The organism is Viridibacillus sp. KH_047 (assembly GCF_057838945.1).
The window spans coordinates 761,330-786,899 of sequence record NZ_CM174479.1; the positions used below are offsets into that span (position 1 = coordinate 761,330).

General features: G+C 36.9%; 30 protein-coding genes. 18 read left to right on the forward strand and 12 right to left on the reverse strand.

Annotated elements, in window-relative coordinates:
* Window positions 1–28 precede the first annotated feature (28 nt).
* The 8 genes from sufB (at window position 29) to AC3IS5_RS03845 (ending at window position 8,174) form a co-directional block, all read left to right on the forward strand.
* On the forward strand, window positions 29–1,426 hold the full coding sequence (sufB, locus tag AC3IS5_RS03810) for a Fe-S cluster assembly protein SufB (protein ID WP_489426636.1): 1,398 nt from the start codon (window positions 29–31) through the stop codon (window positions 1,424–1,426).
* Window positions 1,427–1,599: 173 nt separating this feature from the next.
* The gene (locus tag AC3IS5_RS03815; RefSeq protein ID WP_489426637.1) at window positions 1,600–2,457 is read left to right on the forward strand and encodes a DUF72 domain-containing protein; all 858 of its coding nucleotides are present in this window, start codon (window positions 1,600–1,602) and stop codon (window positions 2,455–2,457) included.
* Window positions 2,457–3,278 (forward strand): sulfite exporter TauE/SafE family protein, encoded by an 822-nt coding sequence (locus AC3IS5_RS03820; protein ID WP_489426638.1) that lies wholly within the window; start codon window positions 2,457–2,459, stop codon window positions 3,276–3,278. Before AC3IS5_RS03815 ends, AC3IS5_RS03820 begins: the two co-directional genes overlap by 1 nt.
* A gap of 18 nt (window positions 3,279–3,296) precedes the next feature.
* Entirely contained in the window at window positions 3,297–4,685 is a 1,389-nt protein-coding gene (locus AC3IS5_RS03825) for a bifunctional metallophosphatase/5'-nucleotidase (RefSeq protein ID WP_489426639.1), read from the forward strand.
* A gap of 57 nt (window positions 4,686–4,742) precedes the next feature.
* The gene (locus tag AC3IS5_RS03830; protein ID WP_489426640.1) at window positions 4,743–5,846 is read left to right on the forward strand and encodes an HD-GYP domain-containing protein; all 1,104 of its coding nucleotides are present in this window, start codon (window positions 4,743–4,745) and stop codon (window positions 5,844–5,846) included.
* Window positions 5,847–5,888: 42 nt separating this feature from the next.
* Complete coding sequence (gene yunB, locus AC3IS5_RS03835) at window positions 5,889–6,653, forward strand: sporulation protein YunB (RefSeq protein WP_489426641.1); 765 nt, start codon at window positions 5,889–5,891, stop codon at window positions 6,651–6,653.
* Between the two features lie 175 nt (window positions 6,654–6,828).
* On the forward strand, window positions 6,829–7,764 hold the full coding sequence (gene lipA, locus AC3IS5_RS03840; protein ID WP_489426642.1) for a lipoyl synthase: 936 nt from the start codon (window positions 6,829–6,831) through the stop codon (window positions 7,762–7,764).
* 14 nt (window positions 7,765–7,778) lie between these two features.
* On the forward strand, window positions 7,779–8,174 hold the full coding sequence (locus tag AC3IS5_RS03845) for a YutD family protein (RefSeq protein ID WP_489426643.1): 396 nt from the start codon (window positions 7,779–7,781) through the stop codon (window positions 8,172–8,174).
* Window positions 8,175–9,289: 1,115 nt separating this feature from the next.
* Here AC3IS5_RS03845 and AC3IS5_RS03850 read toward each other — a convergent pair.
* Complete coding sequence (locus tag AC3IS5_RS03850) at window positions 9,290–9,556, reverse strand: DUF3055 domain-containing protein (RefSeq protein WP_053418631.1); 267 nt, start codon at window positions 9,554–9,556, stop codon at window positions 9,290–9,292.
* 89 nt (window positions 9,557–9,645) lie between these two features.
* On the opposite strand from AC3IS5_RS03850, the gene AC3IS5_RS03855 reads away from it, so the two are divergent.
* Both AC3IS5_RS03855 and AC3IS5_RS03860 read left to right on the forward strand, forming a co-directional pair.
* Window positions 9,646–10,098 (forward strand): DUF86 domain-containing protein, encoded by a 453-nt coding sequence (locus AC3IS5_RS03855; protein ID WP_489426644.1) that lies wholly within the window; start codon window positions 9,646–9,648, stop codon window positions 10,096–10,098.
* Complete coding sequence (locus AC3IS5_RS03860; RefSeq protein ID WP_489426645.1) at window positions 10,095–10,859, forward strand: TIGR01457 family HAD-type hydrolase; 765 nt, start codon at window positions 10,095–10,097, stop codon at window positions 10,857–10,859. Before AC3IS5_RS03855 ends, AC3IS5_RS03860 begins: the two co-directional genes overlap by 4 nt.
* 52 nt (window positions 10,860–10,911) lie before the next feature.
* Here the strand turns inward: AC3IS5_RS03860 and AC3IS5_RS03865 are convergent, their stop codons facing one another.
* Window positions 10,912–11,148, reverse strand: a complete 237-nt coding sequence (locus tag AC3IS5_RS03865) for a YuzB family protein (RefSeq protein WP_489426646.1) — start codon at window positions 11,146–11,148, stop codon at window positions 10,912–10,914.
* 155 nt (window positions 11,149–11,303) lie between these two features.
* Between AC3IS5_RS03865 and AC3IS5_RS03870 the strand changes: the two genes are divergently transcribed.
* On the forward strand, window positions 11,304–12,371 hold the full coding sequence (locus AC3IS5_RS03870; RefSeq protein ID WP_489426647.1) for an NAD(P)/FAD-dependent oxidoreductase: 1,068 nt from the start codon (window positions 11,304–11,306) through the stop codon (window positions 12,369–12,371).
* 61 nt (window positions 12,372–12,432) lie between these two features.
* Here AC3IS5_RS03870 and AC3IS5_RS03875 read toward each other — a convergent pair whose 3' ends face one another.
* Window positions 12,433–12,765, reverse strand: coding sequence for a YuzD family protein (locus tag AC3IS5_RS03875; RefSeq protein ID WP_489426648.1), 333 nt, complete (start codon window positions 12,763–12,765; stop codon window positions 12,433–12,435).
* A gap of 307 nt (window positions 12,766–13,072) precedes the next feature.
* Between AC3IS5_RS03875 and AC3IS5_RS03880 the strand changes: the two genes are divergently transcribed.
* The gene (locus AC3IS5_RS03880; protein ID WP_038188571.1) at window positions 13,073–13,294 is read left to right on the forward strand and encodes a NifU family protein; all 222 of its coding nucleotides are present in this window, start codon (window positions 13,073–13,075) and stop codon (window positions 13,292–13,294) included.
* A gap of 85 nt (window positions 13,295–13,379) precedes the next feature.
* On the opposite strand, the gene AC3IS5_RS03885 is transcribed toward AC3IS5_RS03880, so the two are convergent.
* Window positions 13,380–14,078: a DUF2225 domain-containing protein gene (locus tag AC3IS5_RS03885; protein ID WP_489426649.1), complete on the reverse strand. Its 699-nt coding sequence runs from the start codon at window positions 14,076–14,078 to the stop codon at window positions 13,380–13,382.
* Window positions 14,079–14,222: 144 nt separating this feature from the next.
* Here AC3IS5_RS03885 and AC3IS5_RS03890 point away from each other — a divergent pair, with 144 nt between their 5' ends.
* The 4 genes from AC3IS5_RS03890 (at window position 14,223) to AC3IS5_RS03905 (ending at window position 17,196) form a co-directional block, all read left to right on the forward strand.
* Window positions 14,223–14,585, forward strand: a complete 363-nt coding sequence (locus AC3IS5_RS03890; protein ID WP_489426650.1) for a HesB/IscA family protein — start codon at window positions 14,223–14,225, stop codon at window positions 14,583–14,585.
* 402 nt (window positions 14,586–14,987) lie between these two features.
* Complete coding sequence (locus AC3IS5_RS03895) at window positions 14,988–16,205, forward strand: NAD(P)/FAD-dependent oxidoreductase (RefSeq protein ID WP_489426651.1); 1,218 nt, start codon at window positions 14,988–14,990, stop codon at window positions 16,203–16,205.
* A gap of 60 nt (window positions 16,206–16,265) precedes the next feature.
* Window positions 16,266–16,763, forward strand: coding sequence for an NUDIX domain-containing protein (locus AC3IS5_RS03900; protein ID WP_489426652.1), 498 nt, complete (start codon window positions 16,266–16,268; stop codon window positions 16,761–16,763).
* 103 nt (window positions 16,764–16,866) lie between these two features.
* Window positions 16,867–17,196, forward strand: coding sequence for a YuiB family protein (locus AC3IS5_RS03905; protein WP_038188547.1), 330 nt, complete (start codon window positions 16,867–16,869; stop codon window positions 17,194–17,196).
* 65 nt (window positions 17,197–17,261) lie between these two features.
* Here AC3IS5_RS03905 and AC3IS5_RS03910 read toward each other — a convergent pair whose 3' ends face one another.
* Window positions 17,262–17,735, reverse strand: coding sequence for a divergent PAP2 family protein (locus AC3IS5_RS03910; protein WP_489426653.1), 474 nt, complete (start codon window positions 17,733–17,735; stop codon window positions 17,262–17,264).
* Window positions 17,736–17,890: 155 nt separating this feature from the next.
* Between AC3IS5_RS03910 and AC3IS5_RS03915 the strand changes: the two genes are divergently transcribed.
* On the forward strand, window positions 17,891–19,399 hold the full coding sequence (locus AC3IS5_RS03915) for a leucyl aminopeptidase (RefSeq protein WP_489426654.1): 1,509 nt from the start codon (window positions 17,891–17,893) through the stop codon (window positions 19,397–19,399).
* Window positions 19,400–19,466: 67 nt separating this feature from the next.
* Window positions 19,467–19,727, forward strand: coding sequence for a penicillin-binding protein (locus AC3IS5_RS03920; protein ID WP_489426655.1), 261 nt, complete (start codon window positions 19,467–19,469; stop codon window positions 19,725–19,727).
* A 46-nt stretch (window positions 19,728–19,773) separates the two neighbouring features.
* Here AC3IS5_RS03920 and mnhG read toward each other — a convergent pair whose 3' ends face one another.
* The 7 genes from mnhG to AC3IS5_RS03955 are packed head-to-tail and all read right to left on the reverse strand — an operon-like array spanning window position 19,774 to window position 25,543.
* Window positions 19,774–20,151 carry a monovalent cation/H(+) antiporter subunit G gene (gene mnhG / locus AC3IS5_RS03925; RefSeq protein WP_489426656.1) on the reverse strand — a complete coding sequence of 126 codons (378 nt, stop codon included), beginning with the start codon at window positions 20,149–20,151 and terminating at the stop codon, window positions 19,774–19,776.
* Complete coding sequence (locus AC3IS5_RS03930) at window positions 20,135–20,416, reverse strand: Na(+)/H(+) antiporter subunit F1 (RefSeq protein WP_193740830.1); 282 nt, start codon at window positions 20,414–20,416, stop codon at window positions 20,135–20,137. The genes mnhG and AC3IS5_RS03930 overlap by 17 nt, the downstream gene beginning before the upstream one ends.
* The gene (locus AC3IS5_RS03935; RefSeq protein WP_489426657.1) at window positions 20,413–20,892 is read right to left on the reverse strand and encodes a Na+/H+ antiporter subunit E; all 480 of its coding nucleotides are present in this window, start codon (window positions 20,890–20,892) and stop codon (window positions 20,413–20,415) included. Before AC3IS5_RS03935 ends, AC3IS5_RS03930 begins: the two co-directional genes overlap by 4 nt.
* Window positions 20,893–20,898: 6 nt before the next feature.
* Window positions 20,899–22,383: a Na+/H+ antiporter subunit D gene (locus AC3IS5_RS03940; RefSeq protein WP_489427814.1), complete on the reverse strand. Its 1,485-nt coding sequence runs from the start codon at window positions 22,381–22,383 to the stop codon at window positions 20,899–20,901.
* Window positions 22,376–22,720, reverse strand: a complete 345-nt coding sequence (locus AC3IS5_RS03945; RefSeq protein ID WP_038188520.1) for a Na(+)/H(+) antiporter subunit C — start codon at window positions 22,718–22,720, stop codon at window positions 22,376–22,378. Before AC3IS5_RS03945 ends, AC3IS5_RS03940 begins: the two co-directional genes overlap by 8 nt.
* The gene (locus AC3IS5_RS03950) at window positions 22,720–23,142 is read right to left on the reverse strand and encodes a Na(+)/H(+) antiporter subunit B (protein ID WP_427728736.1); all 423 of its coding nucleotides are present in this window, start codon (window positions 23,140–23,142) and stop codon (window positions 22,720–22,722) included. Before AC3IS5_RS03950 ends, AC3IS5_RS03945 begins: the two co-directional genes overlap by 1 nt.
* Window positions 23,129–25,543, reverse strand: a complete 2,415-nt coding sequence (locus AC3IS5_RS03955; protein WP_489426658.1) for a Na+/H+ antiporter subunit A — start codon at window positions 25,541–25,543, stop codon at window positions 23,129–23,131. Before AC3IS5_RS03955 ends, AC3IS5_RS03950 begins: the two co-directional genes overlap by 14 nt.
* Window positions 25,544–25,570: the final 27 nt, after the last annotated feature.

The following is a 25,570-nucleotide window of genomic DNA, read 5'->3' on the forward strand; positions in this document are numbered from 1 at the left end:
TTATTGAACTCTGAACGGAGGAGAAACGATGGCTAAAAAAATGCCTGAAATTGGCGATTACAAGTATGGATTCCATGACAAGGACGTATCTATTTTCCGTTCAAAACGTGGATTAACTGCTGATATCGTTAAAGAAATTTCTAAAATAAAAAACGAGCCTCAATGGATGTTAGATTTCCGTCTAAAATCACTTGAGATTTTCTATGAAAAACCAATGCCACAATGGGGTGGGGATCTATCTGAGTTAAACTTCGATGAGATTACCTATTATGTAAAACCTTCAGAAGCAACTCAAAAATCTTGGGATGAAGTACCTGCAGAAATCAAAGAAACATTTGATAAGCTTGGTATCCCTGAAGCAGAACAAAAATACCTTGCAGGTGTTTCTGCACAATATGAATCTGAAGTTGTTTACCATAACATGAAGGAAGAACTTGAAGATATGGGCGTTGTGTTCAAAGACACAGACTCAGCACTTCGTGAAAACGAAGAACTTTTCAGAGAGTACTTCGGTAAAACAATTCCACCACAAGACAACAAATTCTCTGCATTAAACTCAGCAGTATGGTCTGGTGGTTCGTTCATCTATGTACCAAAAGGTGTGAAACTTGAAACACCTCTACAAGCGTACTTCCGTATTAACTCTGAAAACATGGGTCAATTCGAACGTACATTGATTATTGTTGATGAAGGTGCAAGTGTACACTATGTTGAAGGTTGTACAGCTCCAGTTTATACAACAAGCTCTCTACACAGTGCTGTTGTAGAAATCATCATCAAAAAAGACGCATATTGCCGTTATACAACGATTCAAAACTGGGCTAACAACGTTTATAACCTAGTAACGAAACGTGCTGTATGTGATGCTAACGCTACAATGGAATGGATTGATGGCAACATCGGTTCTAAATTAACAATGAAATACCCAGCATGTATCCTTAAAGGTGAAGGTGCTCGTGGTATGACATTATCAATTGCCATTGCAGGTCGTGGACAAAATCAAGATACTGGTGCGAAAATGATTCACTTAGCACCAAACACTTCTTCAACAATCGTATCAAAATCTATTTCTAAACATGGTGGTAACGTAACATATCGCGGTATTGTTCGCTTTGGTAAAAAAGCAATCAACGCTCGTGCAAATATCGAATGTGATACATTAATCATGGATAACGAATCGACTTCTGATACAATTCCATACAATGAAGTAATGAATGATCAAATCTCTTTAGAGCATGAAGCAAAAGTTTCAAAAGTATCTGAAGAGCAATTGTTCTACTTAATGAGCCGTGGTGTTTCTGAGCAAGAAGCGACAGAAATGATCGTAATGGGCTTTATTGAACCATTCACTAAGGAACTTCCAATGGAATACGCAGTAGAAATGAACCGTCTTATTAAATTTGAAATGGAAGGCTCTATCGGTTAATCAGAGCTAACGTTTAAGCTTCGGCAACTCAATTTGGATTTCCAAATTGGTGCCGAGGCTTTTTTTATACAATTAGTTTGATTTTTTGTAAGAGAAGGCGGGGCTGAAACTGTTCTAACACAGTAGAATGTTATGCTATCATTAGTTATATGTCTGTTAATGGGGGATATGAGATGATACATATTGGTTTAACTGGATGGGGAGATCATCCAGATCTTTATAGTCCGTTGTCTTCAGCGCGTGATAAGTTATTTGATTACAGTGGACATTTTCCAGTTGTTGAAGTGGATACGTCATTCTATTCCATTCCGTCTGAAACTAATGTGAGAAAGTGGATTGCAGAAGTACCTGACCATTTTCAGTTTGTTGTAAAAGCTTATCAAGGAATGACAGGCCATTTGAGGCAGGATAATCCTTATGAAACTAGAGAAGAAATGTTTGATGCATTTAAAGATGCGATTATACCTTTTCAACAAGCAGGTAAGCTTGCTATGATTTTAGTACAGTTCCCGCCATGGTTTGACTGTCAAACAAAAAATGTTACTTATATTCGCTATGTGAAGCAACAATTAAAGAATTTCCCTGTAGCGATTGAGTTTCGAAATCGCACTTGGTATAGCGAAAAATTCATGGACGGTACATTGAATTTCTTACGTCAAGAGGGTTTAATACATACAGTTTGTGATGAACCACAGGCAGGAGAAGGTTCAGTTCCACTAGTACCAAAAGCGACAAATGAACGTGTCCTTGTTCGGATTCATGGTCGTAATGTGCATGGTTGGCGCAATCCTGGAAATAATGAAGAATGGCGTAAAATTCGCTTTTTGTATAACTATAATGAAGAAGAATTAAAGGGATTACAAAAACATATTGTAGCGTTACAACAGCAGGCAAAAGATGTGTTTGTGTTGTTTAATAATAATTCAGGAAATGATGCAGCAAAAAATGCAAAACAACTACAAAAAATGCTGGGCGTACAATATGAAGGATTATCTCCAAAACAATTAGATTTTTTTGAAGGAGAATCGTAATGGAATATATTTTAATTGCTGTAATTGGGTTATGTTCAGGTCTAATTGGCGCTTTAGTAGGTCTAGGTGGGGGTGTGATATTAGTACCAGCAACACTATTCGTAGGGCTCACACTCGGTCTAATCCCGGATCTAACACCACAAAAAGTAGTAGGTCTATCTGTAGTTATGATGATTTTCACTGGATTAGCATCTACATTGTCATATATGAAATCGAAAACAGTTGACTATAAAAGTGGCGTAATTTTCTTTGCTGGAAGTGTACCTGGTACGATTTTTGGTGCTTGGGTGAATAAAGGATTAGATTTGCCATCATTTAATTTATATTTTGGCATTTTACTAATTATATTAGCGACAATCTTAATAGTGAAAGATAAATTGAAACCAGTTAAATGGTTTGTTGAAAATGGACAGAAGCGAACTTTTGTCGACCAAGAAGGTAAAAGTTTTGTATATGGCTATCCTATTTGGTTTGCATTGTTATTAACTTTTGCAATTGGCTTTGCTTCAGGGTTATTTGGAATTGGTGGAGGATCAATGATTGTTCCTGCAATGATATTATTATTCTTATTCCCTCCCCATGTGGCTGTTGCAACATCCATGTTCATGGTGTTTTTATCGTCTATCGTCAACTCAGCTAGTCATATTTATTTAGGGAATGTTCCATGGTTGTATACAATTCCTGTCATTCCAGGGGCTTATATAGGGGCGAAATTTGGAGCAGCACTTAATAAGCGTATTAAATCAGATACATTAGTGCTCTTTTTACGAATAATTTTATTACTTCTCGGAATTCGTTCAATCATAGATGGACTAATCTGAATGTAAAGAGGGGATATTATGCTAGAAACAATCCATTTTTATCATACAAATGATGTCCATAGCCATTTTGAATATTGGCCTCGTACTCACGAATTTCTTGTGACACGAAAGAAGTGGCATATAGATACAGGTGATAGTTGCTTTGTTCTTGATATTGGGGACTTTATGGATCGTTCGAATGTTTATACTGAGGCGACATTGGGTAAAGGGAATGTGGAATTATTAAATGATGCAAATTATGATGCTGTAACGATTGGTAATAATGAAGGTATTACTTTATCGAATAGCGAATTGAATACATTATATAAAGATGCGAAATTCGATGTCTTAGTAGCTAATTTGCACAATAATGATGGTGACATGCCTCATTGGGCAAAACCATATCAGGTTTATAACACAACAGCTGGTATAAAAGTAGGGATTATTGCAGCTACAGCACCTTTTTATTTATTTTATGATCAACTTGAATGGGAAGTATTAGAGCCACTTACAGTACTGAAAAAACAAGTAGATGAGCTACGTGATCAAGTGGATGTTCTTGTTTGTATGTCGCATCTAGGTTTGTCTGACGATATGTTGTTAGCAGAACAGTGCCCTGAAATTGATGTTATTTTCGGAGCGCATACGCATCATATTTTGCATGAAGGTAAAATAGTGAATGATGTGATGTTAACTGGTGGAGGAAAATTTGGCTTATTTATAGGGCATACTGAAATACTATTTGATACGGATATAAAAAAAGTTGTGAAGAAAAAAACGATGCTTCATAGAACTATAGATCTTGCTTCTGTAGACAAGGAGAAAGAGATTGTAGTAGGTCTTGAACGACGAGGGCGTGAACTACTTGATGTACCTGTATTTTATTCAGACCGTTATTATAATAAGGAATGGTACCATCATTCACATCTATCACGACTATTTGCCAAAGCGTTATTAGAATTTTCAAATGCTGATTGTGCTTTGTTTAATGCAGGAATTTTCTTAAATGGACTTCCAAAAGGCAGAGTAACAGCTAATGATATTCACAGTATGCTTCCACACCCAATCAACGCTTGTGTAATTGAGCTTACTGGTGAGCGTTTAAAAGAAGTTTATATGGAAGCACAAAATGTAGACTGGCCAAGAAGAGAAGTGAAGGGCTTAGGGTTTAGAGGTGTAGTGATGGGTAAGATGCTAAACTATCAATTTGAAGTGGACGATATGGGGCGGTTAGTAATAGAGGGACGTATAGCGGATTTTAAAAAAAGTTACAAGCTTGTGACTTTAGATATGTATACTTTTGGTTATTTCTTTCCCGATTTCAAAAATACACCAAAAACATACTTGTTACCTCAATTTTTACGTGATATTCTAATTCTGTATGGACTTGAATTTTTCAAAGGGGAAAATTCAGAAAGACCTGATTAAAGTTTTATATGAGTCAATATATAGAGAGTAGATTATGTTTATGAATGGGGAAATAGTATGAGGCTGATTTCAACTAAAGTGTTGCAACCTGGAATGGTGATCGGCAGAACAATTTGGAATGAGGCTGGAAGACCTTTACTACATGAAGGGGTCGTAGCATCAAATCAAATAGCCGACCGACTTTTACAATTAAATGTTCAATATGTATATATAAACGATGAAATTTCTCATGATATTAATATAGTTGAAGCTGTGCCTTTGCACATAAGAAGAAATGCTGTTGATAAAATTACAGATTCATTCAAAATGTTGAAAAATCAAAAAAATGCAGATTTAACCTATTGTTTAGATCAACAGTCCAAACATTTTGGATGTATTATAGAGCAGTTACTTGACAGTGTTGTAAATAGTGAAGAAATGATTACAGTTTTGAGTGATGCATTTATATATGATGAATATATCTATCAACACTCTTTACAAGTGGCAATCTATTCTATTGCGATTGCTAGAGAGCTGAAATATACATCAGATGAAATACGCCAAATTGGGATTGGTGCCATGTTACATGACGTTGGTAAGATGCTAATCCCACTTGAGATTTTAAATAAGCCTGGGCGCTTAACAAATGAAGAATACGATACAATGAAACTTCATGCAAAGTATGGCTTTGACTTATTAAGAAACTTACATACTATTTCTTTATTATCAGCACATTGTGCATTCCAACATCACGAAAGACTTGATGGTAGTGGGTATCCACGTGGATTAATTGATTTTGAAATCCACCCATATGCTAAAATTATTGCTGTCGCCGATGTATTTGATGCAGTTACATCTAATCGCGTATATCGAAAGAAAATGTTGCCATCACATGGGATGGAAATAATTAAGCAAGGTATCGGTACATTATACGATGAGAAGGTTGTAAAAGCATTTCAAAAATGCATCGCCATATATCCGAATGGAACTGTAGTTTTACTATCTGATGGTCGCCGAGGAATTGTCTCAAAACAAAATCATAAATTTACGGATAAACCTTGGGTTCGCATTTTTGAAGAGAATGGTGAAATATTGCCAGCAACATATGAATGTTTTTTGGAAGATGAACCAGCTGCTTATATCCATCAGGTTGAGGTGGAATACCTCGTACATAATGAATAAATAACACCCCTTAGTCATAGCCTATGATTAGGGGGAATTTTTTTGCGTTTACCAAATCAAAGACGTAGATTGTTAGTGCAAAAACGACAAAAACGCTCTCGATTATTACCACTCTTTATCTTAAGCTTTTTGGGGATGATTGCTCTCTTATTTTACTTAGTGAATGTAAGACTGATGCCGATATATTTGCAATATGCAGAGGTCCAAACGAATCGAATAGCATCTGAAGTTATTAGTAAGGCGATAAATTCTAGAACTGCAAATGTTCTTGATGTCAATGATATAATAGAAGAAGTACCAGGCGAAGATACTAAAATGACAAAGTTTAATTCAGAAATTATTAATCGTGTTATGGCGGAAACGTATACGCTAGTACAAGATCATCTTGAAGAAGCAGAATCGGGGAATTTAAGTAAATTGCCGAAATTCGATGATATTGAATATGATGCCAATGCCATGCAAGAAGATGGTGGTGTTGTCTTTTTTGTTCCAATTGGGCAGGCAACTAATTTGCCTTTGTTAGGGAATTTAGGGCCTAAAATCCCTATTCGGTTTCATGTTATAGGCAAAATAAATACAAACGTAGAAACGGATATTGAGGAATTTGGTATTAATAATGCACTCGTGAAAGTACAAATTCACTTATCAGTAAATGTTCAAGTCATCGTTCCATTTGCGAGTAAATCAACCACTGTAGAGCAAAGAATTCCAGTGGCTATTGGTATGCTTAAAGGGACAGTACCTAATATTTATACTAATGGTGGAGGTACGCAACCATCAGTTGAGGTGCCAATTAAAATGAATTAAGAGGTATATAATTTCCCTTTTTATTTCATTTAAATTAATATTTACTTAATGCATGGTATAGCAAAATATTTTGACAATATTAGTAATCGAAGGTTGTTTGATACTACTTATTATGTTACATTGACAAAAGTACTACAATATATAAATAAGCCTGATGATGGGAGACGAATCTTCAATGACATCATGTAAACCAACTAAAGAAGAACATATAAGAAAACCGGATTGGCTAAAAATTAAACTAAATACTAACGACGACTATAAAGGCTTAAAGAAACTGATGCGAGAAAAGAACTTACATACAGTTTGTGAGGAAGCCAGGTGCCCAAATATTCATGAATGCTGGGGTGAAAGACGTACAGCGACATTTATGATATTAGGAGCTGTATGTACACGCGCATGTCGCTTCTGTGCAGTGAAAACAGGTCTTCCAAATGAATTAGATACAGCAGAACCAGAACGCGTAGCAGATTCAGTTGAAATTATGAACTTAAAGCATGTCGTTGTAACTGCAGTAGCACGTGATGACTTAAAAGACGGAGGAGCAGAAGTTTTTGCAGAAACTGTTCGTGCAATTCGTCGAAAAAACCCATTCACATCTATTGAGGTATTACCTTCAGATATGGGGGGGATTGAAGAAAATTTACGTATATTAATGGATACGAAACCTGATATTTTAAACCATAATATCGAGACAGTTAAACGCTTAACACCAAGAGTTCGCGCTCGAGCTAAATACGCTCGCTCATTAGAGTTTTTACGTCGTGCAAAAGAAATGCAACCTGAGATTCCAACGAAGTCGTCATTGATGGTGGGACTTGGAGAAACAGAAGAAGAAATTATTGAAGTAATGGACGATTTACGCGCAAATAATGTAGATATAATGACGATAGGTCAATATTTACAACCGTCGAAAAAACATTTACCGGTGAAAAAATATTACTCACCATTAGAATTTGGTAAACTGCGCAAAATTGCGATGAGTAAAGGATTTTCTCATTGTGAAGCTGGTCCACTTGTGCGTAGTAGTTATCATGCCGATGAACAAGTAAATGCCGCAGCGAAACAAAAACAACTGCTAGGCGAAGAAAAAAGCGCTATCACGAATAACTAACGGATGGTGGTAACATGGTCATTGCAGAACGAATGGCGTATGATGTATTAACAGATTATCGTGAAGGTTTCCAAGAAGAGGCTTTTCTTGGACGATTTAGCGATATTTTAACTAAGTATGACTATATTGTTGGTGATTGGGGCTATGGCCAATTACGTTTAAAAGGCTTTTTTGATGACAAAAATCAAAAGGCTTCTTTCGATACGAAAATAAGTACATTACAAGATTATTTATACGAATATTGTAATTTTGGATGTGCTTATTTTGTACTAAAGAAAACCGGTAAAGCGCCGATTCCAATAAAAGAAGCAGTGCTTGAAGAGGTAGAATCTGAAACTGTAGATGAGCCTGAGATCATTATCACTGAAACAATTCAAGAGGAACAAAAAAACATCGATTCCGAGCTATAAAAGCCGGAATCGATGTTTTTTTAGTATTTTTTTGATTTGAAATGGTTAAGTTAGTGTTATGAGGTACGGGGTGTTATCCAGCTTCAGCGGCCAGCCCCTCGAGGTCACTTCCACTTTCTCGGTCGAAAATTGAAAAGATATTTTCGATTCGAAAGTTCCAGTGCTTGTCGGGACTGAACGGGCCGCTTCAGCATTAAGTTAGATATCCAGCTTCAGGCGCTAGCGGCTCGGGTCGTTTCAGTCGGGCGCTCAAAGTCAAAGAGCGACTTTGGCTTCCGCCTTCCAACGACCTCGCAGCTGGACGAGCGCCTGAAGCATTTAAGTGTATCCAGCTTCAGGCGCTAACGGCTCGAGGTCGTTTCCGTTCTCTCGGTCAAAAGCGGGAGTGATGCTTTTGATTCGAGAACTCCAACGCTTGTCGCCGTTGGACGAGCGCCTTCAGCATTAAGGTTTATCCAGCTTCAGTGGCCAGCCCCTCGAGGTCACTTCCACTTTCTCGGTCGAAAATTGAAAAGATATTTTCGATTCGAAAGTTCCAGTGCTTGTCGGGGCTGAACGGGCCGCTTCAGCATTTAAGTGTATCCAGCTTCAGGCGCTAACGGCTCGAGGTCGTTTCCGTTCTCTCGGTCAAAAGCGGGAGTGATGCTTTTGATTCGAGAACTCCAACGCTTGTCGCCGTTGGACGAGCGCCTTCAGCATTAAGGTTTATCCAGCTTCAGCGGCCAGCCCCTCGAGGTCACTTCAGTCCCTCGGTCAAAAGCTGAAGTGATGCTTTTGATTCGAGCCTTCCAGTGCTTGTCGGAGGCCCACAGGACGTGGCGTTCTTAGGCTATCTTCCTTGAAACGGGCCGCTTCAGCATTAAGGCATATCCAGCTTCAGGCGCTAACGGCTCGAGATCGTTTCCGTTCTCTCGGTCAAAAGCGGGAGTGATGCTTTTGATTCGAGAACTCCAACGCTTGTCGCCGTTGAACGAGCGCTTCAGCATTTAAGTGTATCCAGCTTCAGGCGCTAGACTCTCGGGACGTTTCGGTCTCTCGGCACAAGACAAAAAGCGTCTTGTGTTCGAGCCCTCCAACGCCTGTCGAGTCTGAACGAGCGCCTTCAGCATTTAGGGTTACCCAATTAATTCATGTAGGTATTCTCGTAGTTCTTGAGCTTCGTCTTCGGGACGGTTGTATACTTGTTCTAAGTATCCTGGCTCTTCTAGGTCGTCTGAGCCGAGAATGGCAAAGCGGCCGAGTTGCATATCTAAAACGAGCACTTTTCCAAAAAAGCGTCCGCTTTGTAAAATAGCTAAATCATAGCGTTGCGATTCGCCTGTGAAGCTAACGAAACGAGTCTTTGTATCTTCGACATCGTCGTATAAGAAAAATCTTTCCATTGCGTGTGCAACTCCTTCCGATTCTAAAGATATGGTACTATAGAAAGGAGTAGACTATCAACTTTTATAATTTGAATGGAGGAAGTACTTTGTATTTCGTTGATCGTAAAAAAATAATAAAAAATCTTGAATATATGAATTCATTAATAGTGGTTTTTGAAGGCCAAAAAGACTGGTTATCAGATGATATCCGTAAATTGGCTTTGGAGCGTATTGCGAATACATTAATCGAAGCGATAATTGATGTGGGTAATTCCATGATTGATGGTTTTATTATGCGTGATCCTGGAAGTTATGAAGATATAATTGATATTTTAGTCGATGAAAAAGTTATTACAGCTGAAATGGATCAACCATTAAAAGAGTTAATTGGCTTACGACGCGCACTTGTGCGTGATATTTTAGATGTAAATGATGAAGAGTTAGTAGTTGTATTAAATAATAATATGAATGCCATTAAAGCATTTGCACCTAAAGTAGAGCATTATTTAGTGAATGAGCTAGGTCCTGTATCTGCGTTCATTCCAGAGGTACAAAAATGAAAGCATACAAAGCCTATTGCTTTGATTTAGATGGGACTGTGTATAAGGGGACTGAGCCTATTCCTTCTGCTGTAGCGTTTATACATGCACTACAAAAGAAAGGAATAGAGCCTTTCTATATCACTAATAATGCACGTATGACGCAAAAACAATTACAGCAGAAACTACTGAAAATGGGGATATGTGCACCTGAAGCACATATTTTAACTTCAGCAATCGCAACTGCAAAATATATCAGCAATCACTATCCAAATGGAACAGTGCAAATGATAGGTGGAGATGGCTTAAGAGAAGCTCTACTTGCTGAAAATATAACGTTCACTTCTGAACAACCGGATGTGTTAGTGCAAGGTATTGATCTGGAATTAAATTATTCTAAAATAGAAAACGCTTGCTATGCTATACAAAATGGTGCAGATTTTGTAGCGACAAATGGTGATATTAAATTTCCAAGTGAAAAAGGCTTTGCACCAGGAAATGGATCGATTGCTGAGCTAATTCATAATGTGACAGGTGTGGAACCAACGTATATTGGGAAACCACATCCTCATATGCTAGAAATTTTACAGCAATTGAATGGCTTTGAAAAAGAGGAAATGCTTATGATTGGTGATAATTATGATACGGATATATTAGCAGGTATCCGCTTTGGTATAGATACATTACATGTGAATACTGGAGTAACACCTACTGAATCTGTATTGAAGAAGGATATCCAACCAACTTACAGCCTTAATAGTTTACTCGATTGGCAATTGTAAAATAAAAGTCGCAAACTATGTAGTTAATTCACATAGCTTGCGACTTTTTTGGTTAAAATAAAGGATTCTCTTCAATAAATTGATAGATTTTTTTTGTTAATTCTTCCGGCGTTTCACCTTCAACCATTTCGCCATTTACTAGAGCATATAAAGAATCAGAGCATTTCGTACAATAGCTTAAACAGCCATATTCTAAAACATCTATATTCGGATCCATTTCTAGCACTTCAAATGTATCTTGGGAGCCATTTGCTAAATTACTAACACAAAACTCAACAAGCGGATTCATGTGCGCTTCACCTCACTACTCGAAATGCTACTATTTTTTTTTTCATTCGTCAATTTTCGAGTCTATATTGTGAAACTTCTCACAATCGTTTATACTCTTAGTGGACAGTTTTGAAATGAAACGATATGTAATATTGTAAGAAGAAGGAGATTACTATGAGAAAATTAGTCTTATTAGGCGGTGGCTACGGTAATATGCGTATTCTTTTGCGTTTATTACCAAACAATTTACCAGAAGATGTACAAATCACTCTAGTAGACCGTGCACCATTCCATAGCTTGAAAACCGATTTTTATGCTTTAGCTGCAGGTACAACACCTGAGAAACATATTCGTGTAAGTTTCCCTGAAAATGAGCGGTTATCGATCGTTTATGGCGAAATTGAAAAAATTGATACAGTTAACAAAGCTGTACTATTAGAAGGTGGCAATAGCGTAGCGTATGATGATTTAGTTATTGGTCTAGGTTGTGAAGATAAATATCACGGTGTACCTGGTGCGGATGAATTTTCGTACAGCATCCAAACAATGGCTAAATCACGTGAAGCTTATAATGCTCTTTGTGGCCTTCCATCTGGTTCTGTCGTAGGAATCGTAGGTGCAGGATTAAGTGGTATTGAATTAGCAAGTGAATTACGAGAGAGTCGCGCGGATCTTAAAATTAAATTATTTGATCGAGGCGCTCGTATTCTAAAAGATTTCCCAGAACGTTTAAGTAATTATGTTAAAAAGTGGTTCGATAATAATGATGTTGAAGTTATTGCGAACTCTAATATTACAAAAGTAGAGCAACATATGTTACATAATCATGAAGAACAAATTCCAGTAGATGCAGTTGTTTGGACGGCGGGTATTCAACCAGTTAAGGTAGTCCGTGACTTAGGTCTAGAATCGGATCGAACTGGTCGAGTAGTAATAACTCAATATATGAATATACCAAATGATGAACATGTCTATATGGTTGGAGATTGCGCAGCCTCACAATTTGGTCCAAGTGCACAGTTAGCTGAAGAGCAAGCGGAACATATTGTTCGTATATTAAAATTGCGTTGGAAAAATGAAGCTCTTCCGGAGAAAATGCCAGAAATTAAGCTGAAAGGCTTTATGGGTTCTTTAGGAAAGAAACAAGGTTTCGTCTATCTAGCAGATAAGACTGTAACAGGTCGAATTGCTCGTTTGATGAAATCAGGCTTGTTGTGGATGTACAAACGTCAAAACGGTTAAAAAAAAGCTGTCACACGTACAATGATAAAACATTGTACAGTGAGACAGCTTTTTATTATATTTATTTATCGATCGGTTCAAAGCCTAATTTCTCAAGCTCCTTAAATACAGGCTTTAACTGAATGTAGCCCTCACCAATAATTTCATTATTAATTAATACTAATGGATAGAAAAACTCATCATCTCTTACTCGTTCCGCCCATTGATTATGGCGTTCATCTTCAATAGGATTTTCTATATCAATATATGTAATTTGATAAGGTTGTTCTGGATATTTGCGATCAATAGCAGCTTGTAGCCACTCATAAGTATCCTTTGAAGACGGTGCGTTAACACAGCTTGCACACATGACACTAGCCCCGTATATTTCGATTGCAATTGTCTGTTCTGTCACTTACAATTCATCCTCTCGTTTTCAATATTAAAATTTTTCCATATGTACTTACATATAAATATAAAGATAAATGGGAAGATTGTCACTTACAATATTAAACTATTAAAGATTATCTATTATAAAAACAATGAAATCGCTCAATAGATTAGTTGATATATAATACAACTTTAAAAGGTGAGGGGTAGAATAGCATTTTGAGAGTGGAGATTAATTAAAATATTGTTATACCATTAATTGAGCATTTTAATTACTTTCCTTTGTGTATGTCTGATATTATAATAATTATAAGGAAAGGAGTCGATTGAATATGCAAGAACAAGTACAAGAAGTTTTAGATAAATTACGCCCATTCCTTCTTCGCGATGGAGGAGACTGTGAATTAGTTGATATAGAAGATGGTATCGTAAAATTACGTTTACTAGGCGCATGCGGAAGCTGCCCAAGTTCTACAATCACTTTAAAAGCAGGGATTGAACGCGCGTTATTAGAAGAGGTACCAGGTGTTATTGAGGTAGAACAAGTATTCTAAGCAACAACCGTATAGAGATTAAAAAGAGCCTTCTTTAGAAGGCTCTTTTTTTCTTATAGATAAGTGTAAATATCAAAAGGCAACATTAAACTTCGGTATGTTCAGCCATTGCTTTTTCATGTCTCATTGTTTGCCATTGTTCCTTGGCCATTTCAATGATTTTCGTTTCATTTGAAGTACGTTGTTTTTCTATAACACGAGAGAAGTAGCGAATGGCCTCTTCTCGTTCTCCCAATCTTCTTGATAATTCGGCTATTAAGTAGATAACACGAACTTCCGACATGGAAGTACCGTTATGATCGCCGTTGGAGAATGCGTCTATATATTGATTACGTGCAATAAGCATAAATCGATTCTCTTGCTCTTTGTTTTCAAGTGTACGATATAGCCAAGCTGTTCTTAATGCAAGTCCCGCTAATGTAATATGTTTTTCTTTTTTTATATTTCCACAAACAAGTGCTAATTTATAAACTTGAAGTGCATCTTCTATTGTTCGTTCTTTTTCAAATGAATGTTTTTTCCAATGCAAACTGATTTTTTGATCAATCTCTTCTGATATGCCTGGTCCAAAATACTTTGTAAAGTCTTCCGTGAAAGAAAACCCGCAGTGCTCACAAACAAATGCATTATATAATAGAGGGTTAACATCGTTTTCATATAACGGATGAAAATCACTTTCACTATTACTGACCTTAATAAATTTTGATCGCACTTTAATTGTTTTAAATTTCTTTTTACAATGAATGCAGTCTATTTGCTTCTCGTAATAAGGTGAAATTTCCATAATATAGTCCTCATTTCCTATATTAGTATATGAATCAATTATACCAGATTAAAGGTCTTTAGATGTGTCTATTTTTCGAGTATGAGATGTTTTACTCCAACATAAATTATTGTTATGATAGAAATATGAAAGAAGGTGACACAGATGACGCAAGTAATTGAAATTACTGAAGCTGCTGCTATCCATGTAAAAGAAATGATGCAGCACAATGAAGAAGAGGGCTCTTTTTTACGCATTGCTGTAAAAGGTGGCGGCTGTAGTGGTCTGTCATACGGTATGGGTTTTGAAAAAGAAAAAGCAGAAAATGATTTTATACAAGAAGAACATGGTTTACAAATTCTTGTTTCCAATGAAGATGCACCAATCTTAAAAGGAACTAAAATCGATTACAAAGAATCATTAATGGGTGGCGGATTTACCATTGAAAATCCAAATGCTATCGCTTCATGTGGTTGTGGGACTTCGTTTAGAACAGCCAAAACAGAAGGTACTCCTGAAAGCTGTTAATTTTAATAAACTATAATAAAAACCTCCTCATTTCAAAAAAATGAGGAGGTTTTTATTTATTCGTGGATACTTTATTTTTTTAGGGGAATAAATAAACTATTAGTTAGCATCAAATAGTTGCGTATGAATGAATATTATGCATGTGTAAATTATAATGATAAATTGACAAAAATTATTAATTTATAATAAAAGGAATAAAAAATAAAAAAACAACCCTGAAATAGTAACTTAATTCGCTCGTTTTTTCAACAATACTCTATTGAAATCAGTTAACAAAAGGTCTAATATAGTATGTAGGTATTTTGTCGAAAAATAGACACACTGATGGTGGAGATGGAGTATGTAAAATACTTCTTTTTTATTGGTCAGAGAATATAAAATTTAAAGGTGGTTTCGATTCTAGTGAATAGACCGAAAATATTAATATTGGGTGCAGGATATGGCGGCTTAACAACAGCTGTTAACTTGCAAAAGAAAATTGGTTCTAACGTAGCCGATATTACAATTGTAAACAAAAACTCATACCACTATGAGTCAACTTGGTTACACGAAGCTTCAGCAGGAACTCTATCTCCAGAGAAAGTACGTTATGACATTCAAAGTGTGTTAAATAACAAAGTTAACTTTGTTCAAGCAGCTGTTGAATCTATTGACGCTACAAATAAAAAAGTAATTACTGATGCAGGTGAAATGACTTACGATTACCTAGTAGTAGGTCTTGGTTTCGAAGGTGAAACTTTCGGTATCGAAGGTTTAGATAAATTTGCATTCGGTATTTCTGATGTAAATGAAGCTCGTAAACTTCGCGATCATATTAACTCTCAATTCGCTGAGTGGGCATCACAAGCTCCTGCTGAGAAAGATGATACGTTATTAACAATCGTTGTTGGTGGCGCAGGATTCACAGGTATCGAATTCCTTGGTGAATTAGCTAACCGTATTCCAGAGCTTTGCAAAGAATACGATGCACCTCAAGAAAAAGTACGCGTTATCTGTGTAGAAGCAGCTCCAACTGTATTACCTATGTTCTCTCGTGAATTAGTAGAATACGCTGTTGGTTACCTAACTAAAAAAGGTATCGAATTCTCAATCGGTACTCCAGTAGTTCAAGCTACTCCAGAAGGCGTTAAAATTAAAAAAGGCGAAGAAGAATTCGAATTCATCAAAGCTGGTACTGTAGTATGGGCTGCTGGTGTTCGTGGTTCTCGCATTGTTGAAGAATCAGATATCCCATCAAAACGTGCTCGCGTTGCAGTTGATAAAGACTTACGTGTACCTGGATTCCCTGAATTATTCATCGTTGGTGACTGTGCATTCTTAATGAACGAAGAAGCAGGTCGTCCTTACCCAACAACAGCTCAAATCGCTATGCAACAAGCAATTACAGTTGCTGAAAACCTTATTGCTTTAATCGAAGGCAAAGACACTAAAGAATTCGTACCAGCACTTAAAGGTACTGTATGTTCTCTTGGTGATTCTGACGCAATCGGTGAAGTATTCGGTAAAGAAATCACTGGTAAACCGGCTTCATTCATGAAAAAAGTAATCGATAACCGTGCACTTTACATGGTTGGTGGCGCTGGCTTAGTTCTTAAAAAAGGTAAATTCAACGTACTATAATTGTACCTTTCACACTCCCTTCAGTTATTATAACTGTAGGGAGTTTTTTATTGGGAGGTAATGTCATTGGATAAACAAGACCGTATGAAAGTTTGGTTAGGTGTATCAGGTTTAGTAGAGAATAATAATGGTGAATGGCTTGTAGTGATGAAGCGCTATGGTGGTCTTGATGGTAAATGGTCACTACCTGCTGGTTTTGTACAGCCAGCTGAAACCGCAGATCAAGCTGTAATCAGAGAAATAAAAGAAGAAACAGGAATTGACGCTACCACTCTAGGTTTAATTGGTTTGCGGACAGGCGTAATAAAATATGATATAAGTGATAATATGGCCGTTTTTCATTTAATAGCGAACGATCCTTTACAGCCAGTTGTTGCACAATTAGATGAATTATATGAAGCTCGTTGGATGTCTCCATTAGCTTTAAAAGAGGACGAGCGTACGTCGATAATGATACTAGAGTTATTAAAAACAGAAATAAATGCTCGTAAAAGTGCTTTAGATAATTTAGAGCCAGATAATATATTTGGTTATACCTCATATAAATTGTTTTTCTAGTAATATTTGAATTATGACAAAGCTTTTAAATTACTTACTAGTCGTTGAAAGCATTGTTCCAATCATGTACACTTATGAGAGGAAAAATGGAGGTTTCGAATTTATGGCTGGTTCATTTTCAATTGTACAATTGGTATTATCAATGATATTATTCCTCGTTATGTTCTTTGGTATCGGGTTCTTAATCAATATGTTACTCCGTGCTACTTGGTTCATGGCGATTGTCTACCCGATCGTTGTCATCTTCATTGTTGATGAAGTGGGTTTTTTCGATTATTTCTTTAAGCCAGGAACTGCATTCCCGGCATTAGGAGATAAACTAGTATCATTACAATTAGTTGATATTCTTATTCTAGCAAGTGGGCTTGCAGGCGCTATTATTGCAGGCTTAGTAATGAAAGCACTACGAAGAAATGGCTATCGTATGTTCTAACTTGAACGATCGATCCGTAAAAAAGCAGTGTCACGATTTTAAATCGGACACTGCTTTTTTATATTTTAAAAGATTGTATAGACGATAACTGAAATGAGTATACCCGTTATACTTCCAAAGAATACTTCACTTGGTCTATGGCCTAAAAGAGTTTTTAGTTCTTGCATTTTTGCTTCTTCTTTTTTATTTATCCAGCCTTTTGCTTCATTGACGAAAACTTGGAAATCTTTGCGTAGTTGATTTATAATGACTGCTTGTTGTCCTGCTTGATAACGTATACCCGTTGCATCAAACATAACGATAATAGCAAATACCGTGGAAGCAGCAAACAAAGGTGAATCCAAACCATTTTCAAAGCCAATAGCTGTTGTAAGGGCTGATACAGCCGCAGAATGTGAGCTTGGCATGCCACCAGTAGACGTGAAAAGTGACCAATCGATCTTTTTAGTTGCAATGAAATGAATAGGGATTTTAACAAATTGTGCAAAGATAATTGCAAAAAGTGAGGAAAGCAGGGGAATATTGTGAAGCAAATCCACTAAATCAGCACCTTTCTAACCGAAAATAAGTTAGTCATACTATAACATAGGACAGAACATTGAAAAAACTCTAAAGAAATTCGGAATCCGAACATTTCGTTTGGTGTAATATTTTTGATATAATAGAATTGATCATATAGGAATGGAGGATTCAGATGAACATTAATAAAGAAGGTCAAACATTTCAATCGGCACAAGCAGAAATTTTAATTGTTGGTGTATCTAAGAATCAAGAGCAGTTAGTAGGATGGTCAGATTTCATAGAAGTCTTTGGCAATCCAATTACAGAATGGATTAAAGAGGGAGACATTGCAACGGGTCTAAAAAAATTAACGAAAATCCCAAGCTTTATACCATCAACTCAAGTTAAGCGTATACTATTTGTTGGACTGGGAGACCGTAAAACGCTAAGCACAGATGATTTACGTGAATCATTCGGCTTAGTTGGAAAAGAACTACATAAACTAAATGCTAAAACAGTTGCATTTTGGGTAGATTCATTTGTAACCGCTAACATTAACACGACAGAAGTAGCGATTATTGCAGCTGAAGGTGCGGGTTTAGGTTATTATAACGTACAAAATTATAAAACGACATCTAATGCAATCGATGTGAAAATAGAAGAAGTCAGTTTCATTACGACAACAGATATGCAAGAAATAGTGGCTGGTTTTGAAGTAGGGCAAGTATATGCTGATGCTGTAAATGAAGCACGTACTTTAGTGAATTTACCAGGTAATATATTAACGGCTACAAAATTAGCAGATTATGCTGAAGAACTTGCTGAACAGTATGATTTCGAATATGAAATTTTAAATAAAGCCCAATTAGAAGAGCTAGGAATGGGTGCTATTTTAGCGGTCAATAAAGGCTCAGTTGAAGAACCACGTGTTATTACGATTAAATACCAAGCAACTGATAAATGGGAAGATGTCATTGGTCTAGTTGGTAAAGGTGTTACATTTGATACAGGTGGCTATTTTCTTAAAACTAAACCAGGACTAGTTGGCATGAAAGGCGATATGGGAGGAGCAGCTGCTGTACTTGGTGCAATGAGAATAATTGGTGAATTACGTCCAAATAAAAACGTCATCGCTGTCATTGGATCAACAGATAATATGATCTCAGGCGAAGCCTTCAAATCCGATGATGTTATTACAACATATAGTGGAAAAACTGTAGAGATATTAAATACGGATGCGGAAGGTCGTCTCGTATTAGCAGATGCTGTAACTTATGCAAAACAACAAGGTGCAAACTATATCATTGACGTGGCAACATTAACAGGCGGCGTCATTACAGCTCTTGGTTACGATAAAACAGGTGTTTTAACTAATGATGAGACATTGTTTGAGACATTCCGTGAAGCTTCTATAGAAGCAGGAGAATTCGTATGGCAATTACCTTTAACAGAAAACGATAAGAAACGAATTCGAAAAAGTGATGTAGCAGATTTAAATAACTCTCCAGGTTCTGACGGGCATATGATTTTCGGAGGTGGCTTTGTAGGTGAGTTTGTAGGTGACATACCTTGGATTCATCTAGATATAGCTGGAACATCCGATGCTCGCAGTGCACATGATTTAGGTCCTAAAGGTGGTACGGGTGTAATGGTTCGTACCATTGCAACATTTGTCGAGCGTTTAGCAGAGGAAGATAAGTAATGAAATGGGCCAAGACCTAGTTGTTCTTTACTAAGACACATAGTATAGAGCAGAAAGGAGGAGGCTTATGTTTCCATTTCGCGGCGGATTTTTCGGTGGACCATTTTTCGGCGGACCATTTTTTGGAGGCTTTCTTGGTGGCTTAGTTGGATCATCCATTAGACCACGTCAATCTTACAATCGATTTTATGGACCGAACTATGGACCGAACTTTGGGCCAAATTATGGGCCAAATTTTGGATCAAGTTACGGACCGAATTTTGGACCAAACTTCGGGCCACAATGCGGAACACCGTTTGGACCTCCATGTGTTAGACCTTACTGGTAAAATAAAAAGCTTTTGTCCCATTTGTATGGAGACAAAAGCCTTTTTTTCATTCTTTTTCTTTTATAGAAGCTTCTTTCATTTTGCGTTCATATTCTGGTTTTAATTCATCCTTCACAGTACCTTTCCAAGCTTTTACACCTGAAAAGTATGCTGCACGAGCTATAACATGGCCACCAACAGGACCTGTGATGAACAAAAATAAGATACCGAGTAAAATACGCGGATTAAAATGATCTTCTATTAACCAAAAGTGTAAGAACACGCCGATTAAAATACTCATAACACCTAATGTAGCGCTCTTAGAAGCAGCGTGAGACCTCGAATATACATCAGGTAGTCTAATTAGCCCAATCGCAGTTACCATGATAAATACAGCCCCAAAAGAGATTGTTAATACGATTAATATATTAGCGAGAATTGTCACGTTCTATGATCTCTCCTTTTTCTATGAACTTAGAGAAAGCTACAGTACCGATAAAGGATAGAATCGCTAACAGTAAAATAATATCTAAATAGAAACTTGTTTTGATGAAAATGGAAAACAAACCAACTAGAGATATGATAGATACACCTATTGAGTCAAGTGCTATCACACGATCTGGAACAGATGGCCCTTTCACAAGGCGGTAAACTAATCCAATTAGTGATAGTGTCACAATGACAATAATAGCCCAAATAAAGTACGTCATGAACGACTCACCTCCAGTATGGCCTTTTCAAATGAATTTTTGATAGAGTCAACTGCTGAATCCACATCGTCAATATCAATTGCATGAATATAGAGTGTTTTCGAATCATCCGACACATGGACAACGATCGTGCCAGGAGTCAACGTGATTAAACTGGATAATAATGTAATTTCCCAGTCTTGTTCTAGTTCGGTTTGCAAAGCGAAAAATGCTGGACTCATATCAAGTTTAGGTTTAATGATGACCATAAATACTTGGAAATTAGCGAGTATCAGCTCTTTCATAAACAGAACTATTAGTTTAATCACTGCCCAAAATCGACTAATATAAAGACGACTCGAGAATATATTTCGCATAATATAAATCATGATCATACCTAAGATGAAACCTACTACAAAGTTACTTGAAGCGAAGTTAGTAGACAAGAACATCCATATAAATGCGATAAAGAAGTTTAATAAGATTTGAAATGCCATCGTCATCTACTCCTTTAACACGGCATCTGTATACACAGATGGATTATTTAATATATTTCCTGCATCTTGCATAAATGGTGTAATCCATTCTGAACCAACGCCATAAAATACCGTCAGCACTACTAGAATAGCGGTAGGGATAAACATCATTCGATAGTAACCTTTATCCACAGGTTGTAATGGGCCTTTCTCTTTGCCCCAAAATGCATAAATGAAAATACGAATTACAGATAGTAATACCACTAAGCTGGATAATAATATCCATAAACTCCCCCATAGATTACCTGCTTCAAAACCTCCACGAACGATTAATAGTTTACCAATAAAACCGCTTAATGGTGGGATACCAGCAAGTCCAAATGCTGCGATTAAGTAAAACCAGCCTAGAGCAGGGTGGGTTTTCATAAGACCGCCCATTTTTCGTAAATCTGAGGTGCCTGTAACAGCAATGATGATGCCAACTAAGAAGAATAGTGCTGCTTTAATTAGCATGTCATGGATTAAATAAAACATTGCGCCCATTAACGAATTGTCATTCATTTGAGATACCCCAAATAAAATAACACCGACAGCAATAATAATGTTATAAATAATGATTTTCTTCACATCGAAGTATGCTAATGCTCCAATACAGCCAGCGAGAATCGTTAGTACGGATAAAATCATTAGTAGTTCATGCGTAAAGCCCGTATCATGTACGAAGAATAACGTATATGTACGAGTAATAGCATAAACGCCAACCTTTGTTAATAACGCTCCAAATAGTGCAAGCACCGGAATAGGAGGAGCGGCATATGAAGATGGTAACCAGAAAAACAGTGGGAAAATGGCTGCTTTTAAACCAAATACAATTAAGAATAAAACAGCAATGACGGTAATAATACCGGGCTGCTGAATGTCCGCAATTTTCACAGCAATATCAGCCATATTTAGCGTTCCTACAACCGAATATAGATAAGCTACTGTAATAACAAAAAGAGCAGATGAAATTACATTGACTAAAATATACTTAATGGACTCTCGTAATTGTGCCTTTTCGCCACCAAGAACGATTAACAGGTATGAAGACATTAACAACACTTCGAAGAAAACGAATAGGTTGAAGATATCACCTGTAGTAAAGGCACCATTCACACCGGTCAGCATAAATAAAATACCTGGGTAGTAGAAGTACGACTCACGTTCTTTACCGATAGATGCAATACTATACCATACAGTAAAGAAAGTAAGAATAACAGATGTCAGGACTAGCAATGCAGATACCATATCTGAAACCATTGTAATCCCGAATGGAACAGGCCAGTCCCCAAATGTTACAACTTGCGGACCTTCGTTTTTCACTTTAAATAACAAGAAAATAGCAGCAACTACTGCAATTGATAAACCTGTCATTGCTCCAGTTCGTTGAAAACGAATATTTTTTGGTGCAAACATCAACAACATTCCAAAGAAGAACGGGATGATGATTGGCAACAATAGGAAATTACTCATCATCTTCATCAGTTCCTCTCATTAAATTCATATCATCCGTGCCAAGCTCTTGATAAGCTCTATAAGCTAGTACTAAGAAGAAAGCAGTTACACCAAAGCTAATAACAATAGCTGTTAAGATTAATGCTTGTGGGATGGCATCAGCCATATTTGTAACGCCTTCTGATAAAACAGGAGGTGCACTACCGCCTAAACCACCCATTGTTAAAATAAGTAGGTGAGCACCGTGGCTGAGAAGGCCAGTACCAATAATAATGCGAAGTAAACTTTTAGATAGCATTAAGTAGACAGCTGCCATGAATAGAAAACCAATGGCAATGGCCATAATGACTTCCATCAATCATCCCCTCCAATCGATTGAATGATTGTCAATGTTACACCAACAACTACTAGATAAACACCTGTATCAAAAAGCATTGCCGTATGCAATTCGGTATCACCAATTAGTGGTAGATAGAAATGATCGAAATAATGCTTGAAGAAAGGTTTACCCAAAAACATACCTATTGAAGCAGTTCCGAGTGCTAATACTAAACCACTTGCGGTCATAATTGTATAGTTGATCGGTAACAATTTTTGAACAGTTTTTATATCGTAAACTAACAGTAAAAGTACGATGGCGCTTGAAGTAAGTAATCCTCCAACAAATCCACCACCAGGTGCAAAGTGACCAGCTAAAAAGACATGAATTGAAAAGAGAAAGATGATAAAAAATACGACATGTGAAGTCGTTTTTAAAATGACATCATTTGTTTTCATGCTCATTCTCCTTTCTACTTAGGCGGAGTTTAATCATACCTAAGATAGCCATACCAGCAATAGATAACACCGTTATTTCAAATAATGTATCGAATCCACGGTAGTCTACTAAGATTACGTTTACGATATTACCACCACCGGCTAATGTATTGACGGTTTCTTTGTAATACTCCGTAATCGAAGGTACAAGCTTTTGAGATTGTGCAGACAAAGCAACGAGTGTCACCATTACACCAACACCTAATGAGATGATAAAGTTGTTTAAGCGGAATCGAAGTCGCTCTTCATGTCGACTAAGTTTCGGTAAATGGTAAAACGCAAGCAAGAATAATGCTACTGATACCGTTTCAATAACGAGTTGTGTTAAAGCTAAATCTGGTGCGTTAAAGATAACGAAGAACAGCGCTACCGTATAACCTACGGCTCCTAACGCAATGATGGCTGTTAAGCGTGATTTTGAGAACAAAACAGTCATAGTGCTAATAATCAGAACAAGAATCAAAATAATCTCATATACATGAATTGGTGCTGTACCTTCCATTGAGAAACTAAAAGCATCTTTTACAAATAAAGTACTAATAGTAATGACAACGATGAAAGAGAACATATAGACTAAGTAATTGCGAATTGAACCAGTCATATATAGTTTGGAAATAAAATTTAAATCCTTATCTAAGAATGTCATGAATCGGTCGTATAAACGATTTAGTGATAGCCAATCTGGTGCGATTTTGTATAACTTTTTCCATTTTGGCATCGTTAAGTAAAGCAAGAAACCAACAATGAAAATACCAATGGTCATAAAAAACTCAGGTTTAAAGCCATGCCAAGCAGAAACATGGATTGGAATAGCACTAGCTGAGTCATATAAGAATGGTTGAATGGCTAGAACAGCTGGTTTTACAAAAACGTCTCCAATTATATTCGGGATAAAGAATATGATTACCACAAGTGAAGCTAAAATTATTGGTGAAACAAGCATACCAATCGGTGCTTCATGGGCTTTTTTTGGTAATAATTCTGGTTTATATTTACCGGTAAATGTTTTGAATACAAAATAGAAGCTATAAACGAATGTAAAGACACTAGCTATCCAAGCGACGATAGGGAAAATAGTTCCCCAAGTATCCATTGCAAAAAGATTAAAATCCTTTATGGCAAGCATAGATGTTAAGAACATTTCTTTACTTAAAAATCCGTTAAATGGTGGAATGCCAGCCATTGAGAAACTGCCGATAGCTGCGACCGTAAAACTGATTGGCATAAGACTCATTAATCCACCGAGCTTGCGAATATCACGTGTACCGGTTTCATGATCCACGATACCTGCAATCATAAATAGACTACCTTTAAATGTTGCGTGATTTATAAGGTGAAAGATAGCTGCAAAGGCAGCAAATTTAAATACAGTATCCTGCGCTTGGTCAACATGGAATGCAACAGCTCCTGCACCAAGCAAAGACATAATTAGTCCTAATTGACTGACAGTTGAAAAAGCTAATATGCCTTTTAAATCTGTTTGCTTTACAGCAAAGAAAGAACCCCAGAATAATGTAAATAAACCGACTCCCATAACGAGCCACACCCAAGTTTCAGAGCTAGCATAAATAGGTGTTAAACGTGCGACTAAATAGATACCTGCTTTAACCATCGTCGCAGAGTGAAGATATGCACTAACCGGTGTAGGCGCTTCCATCGCATCAGGTAACCAAATGTAGAATGGGAACTGTGCTGACTTTGTAAATGCCCCTAAAAGAATAAGTACTAGTGATAAGGTGAACCAATCATGTGAAGCAAGTGTTGGAGCTTGTGCGATGAGTTCACGAATAGAGTACGTTCCACCCATGATGGATAAAAGAATGAAACCTCCTAGCATCATGAGGCCACCAAATACTGTAATCATCATCGATTTTAATGCACCAAATCTAGAGCGATCACGGTCATACCAATAGCCAATCAATAAGAAGGAAGAAATTGATGTTAACTCCCAAAATAGATATAAGCTAATTAAATGGTCTGATTGTACAACGCCGAGCATGGCACTCATGAACATTAACAAATAGATATAGAAATTATGTAATTGTTCACGTGTACGATCTAAGTAGAAGATAGAATATAGAACGACTAATGCACCTATTCCCGTAATCAGAAGCGAAAATAATAGGCTTAAGCCATCAATATAGGAGATAAATGAGATATCAAGTGATGGAACCCAATTGACCTTTGAAACAATGGCTTCTCCATGCATCACTCGCGAAATATAAGAGGCATAAATGGCTGCTAACACAACTGGAACAATTAATACAAACCAGCCAGTATGGATTCCTCTTACCTTCTTAAAAAGAACAGGTATAAAGATTGCAGCGATAATTGGTATGAATATAAATAATACTTGTACCAAATAAATCCTCCTTCCAAAAAATCTTAT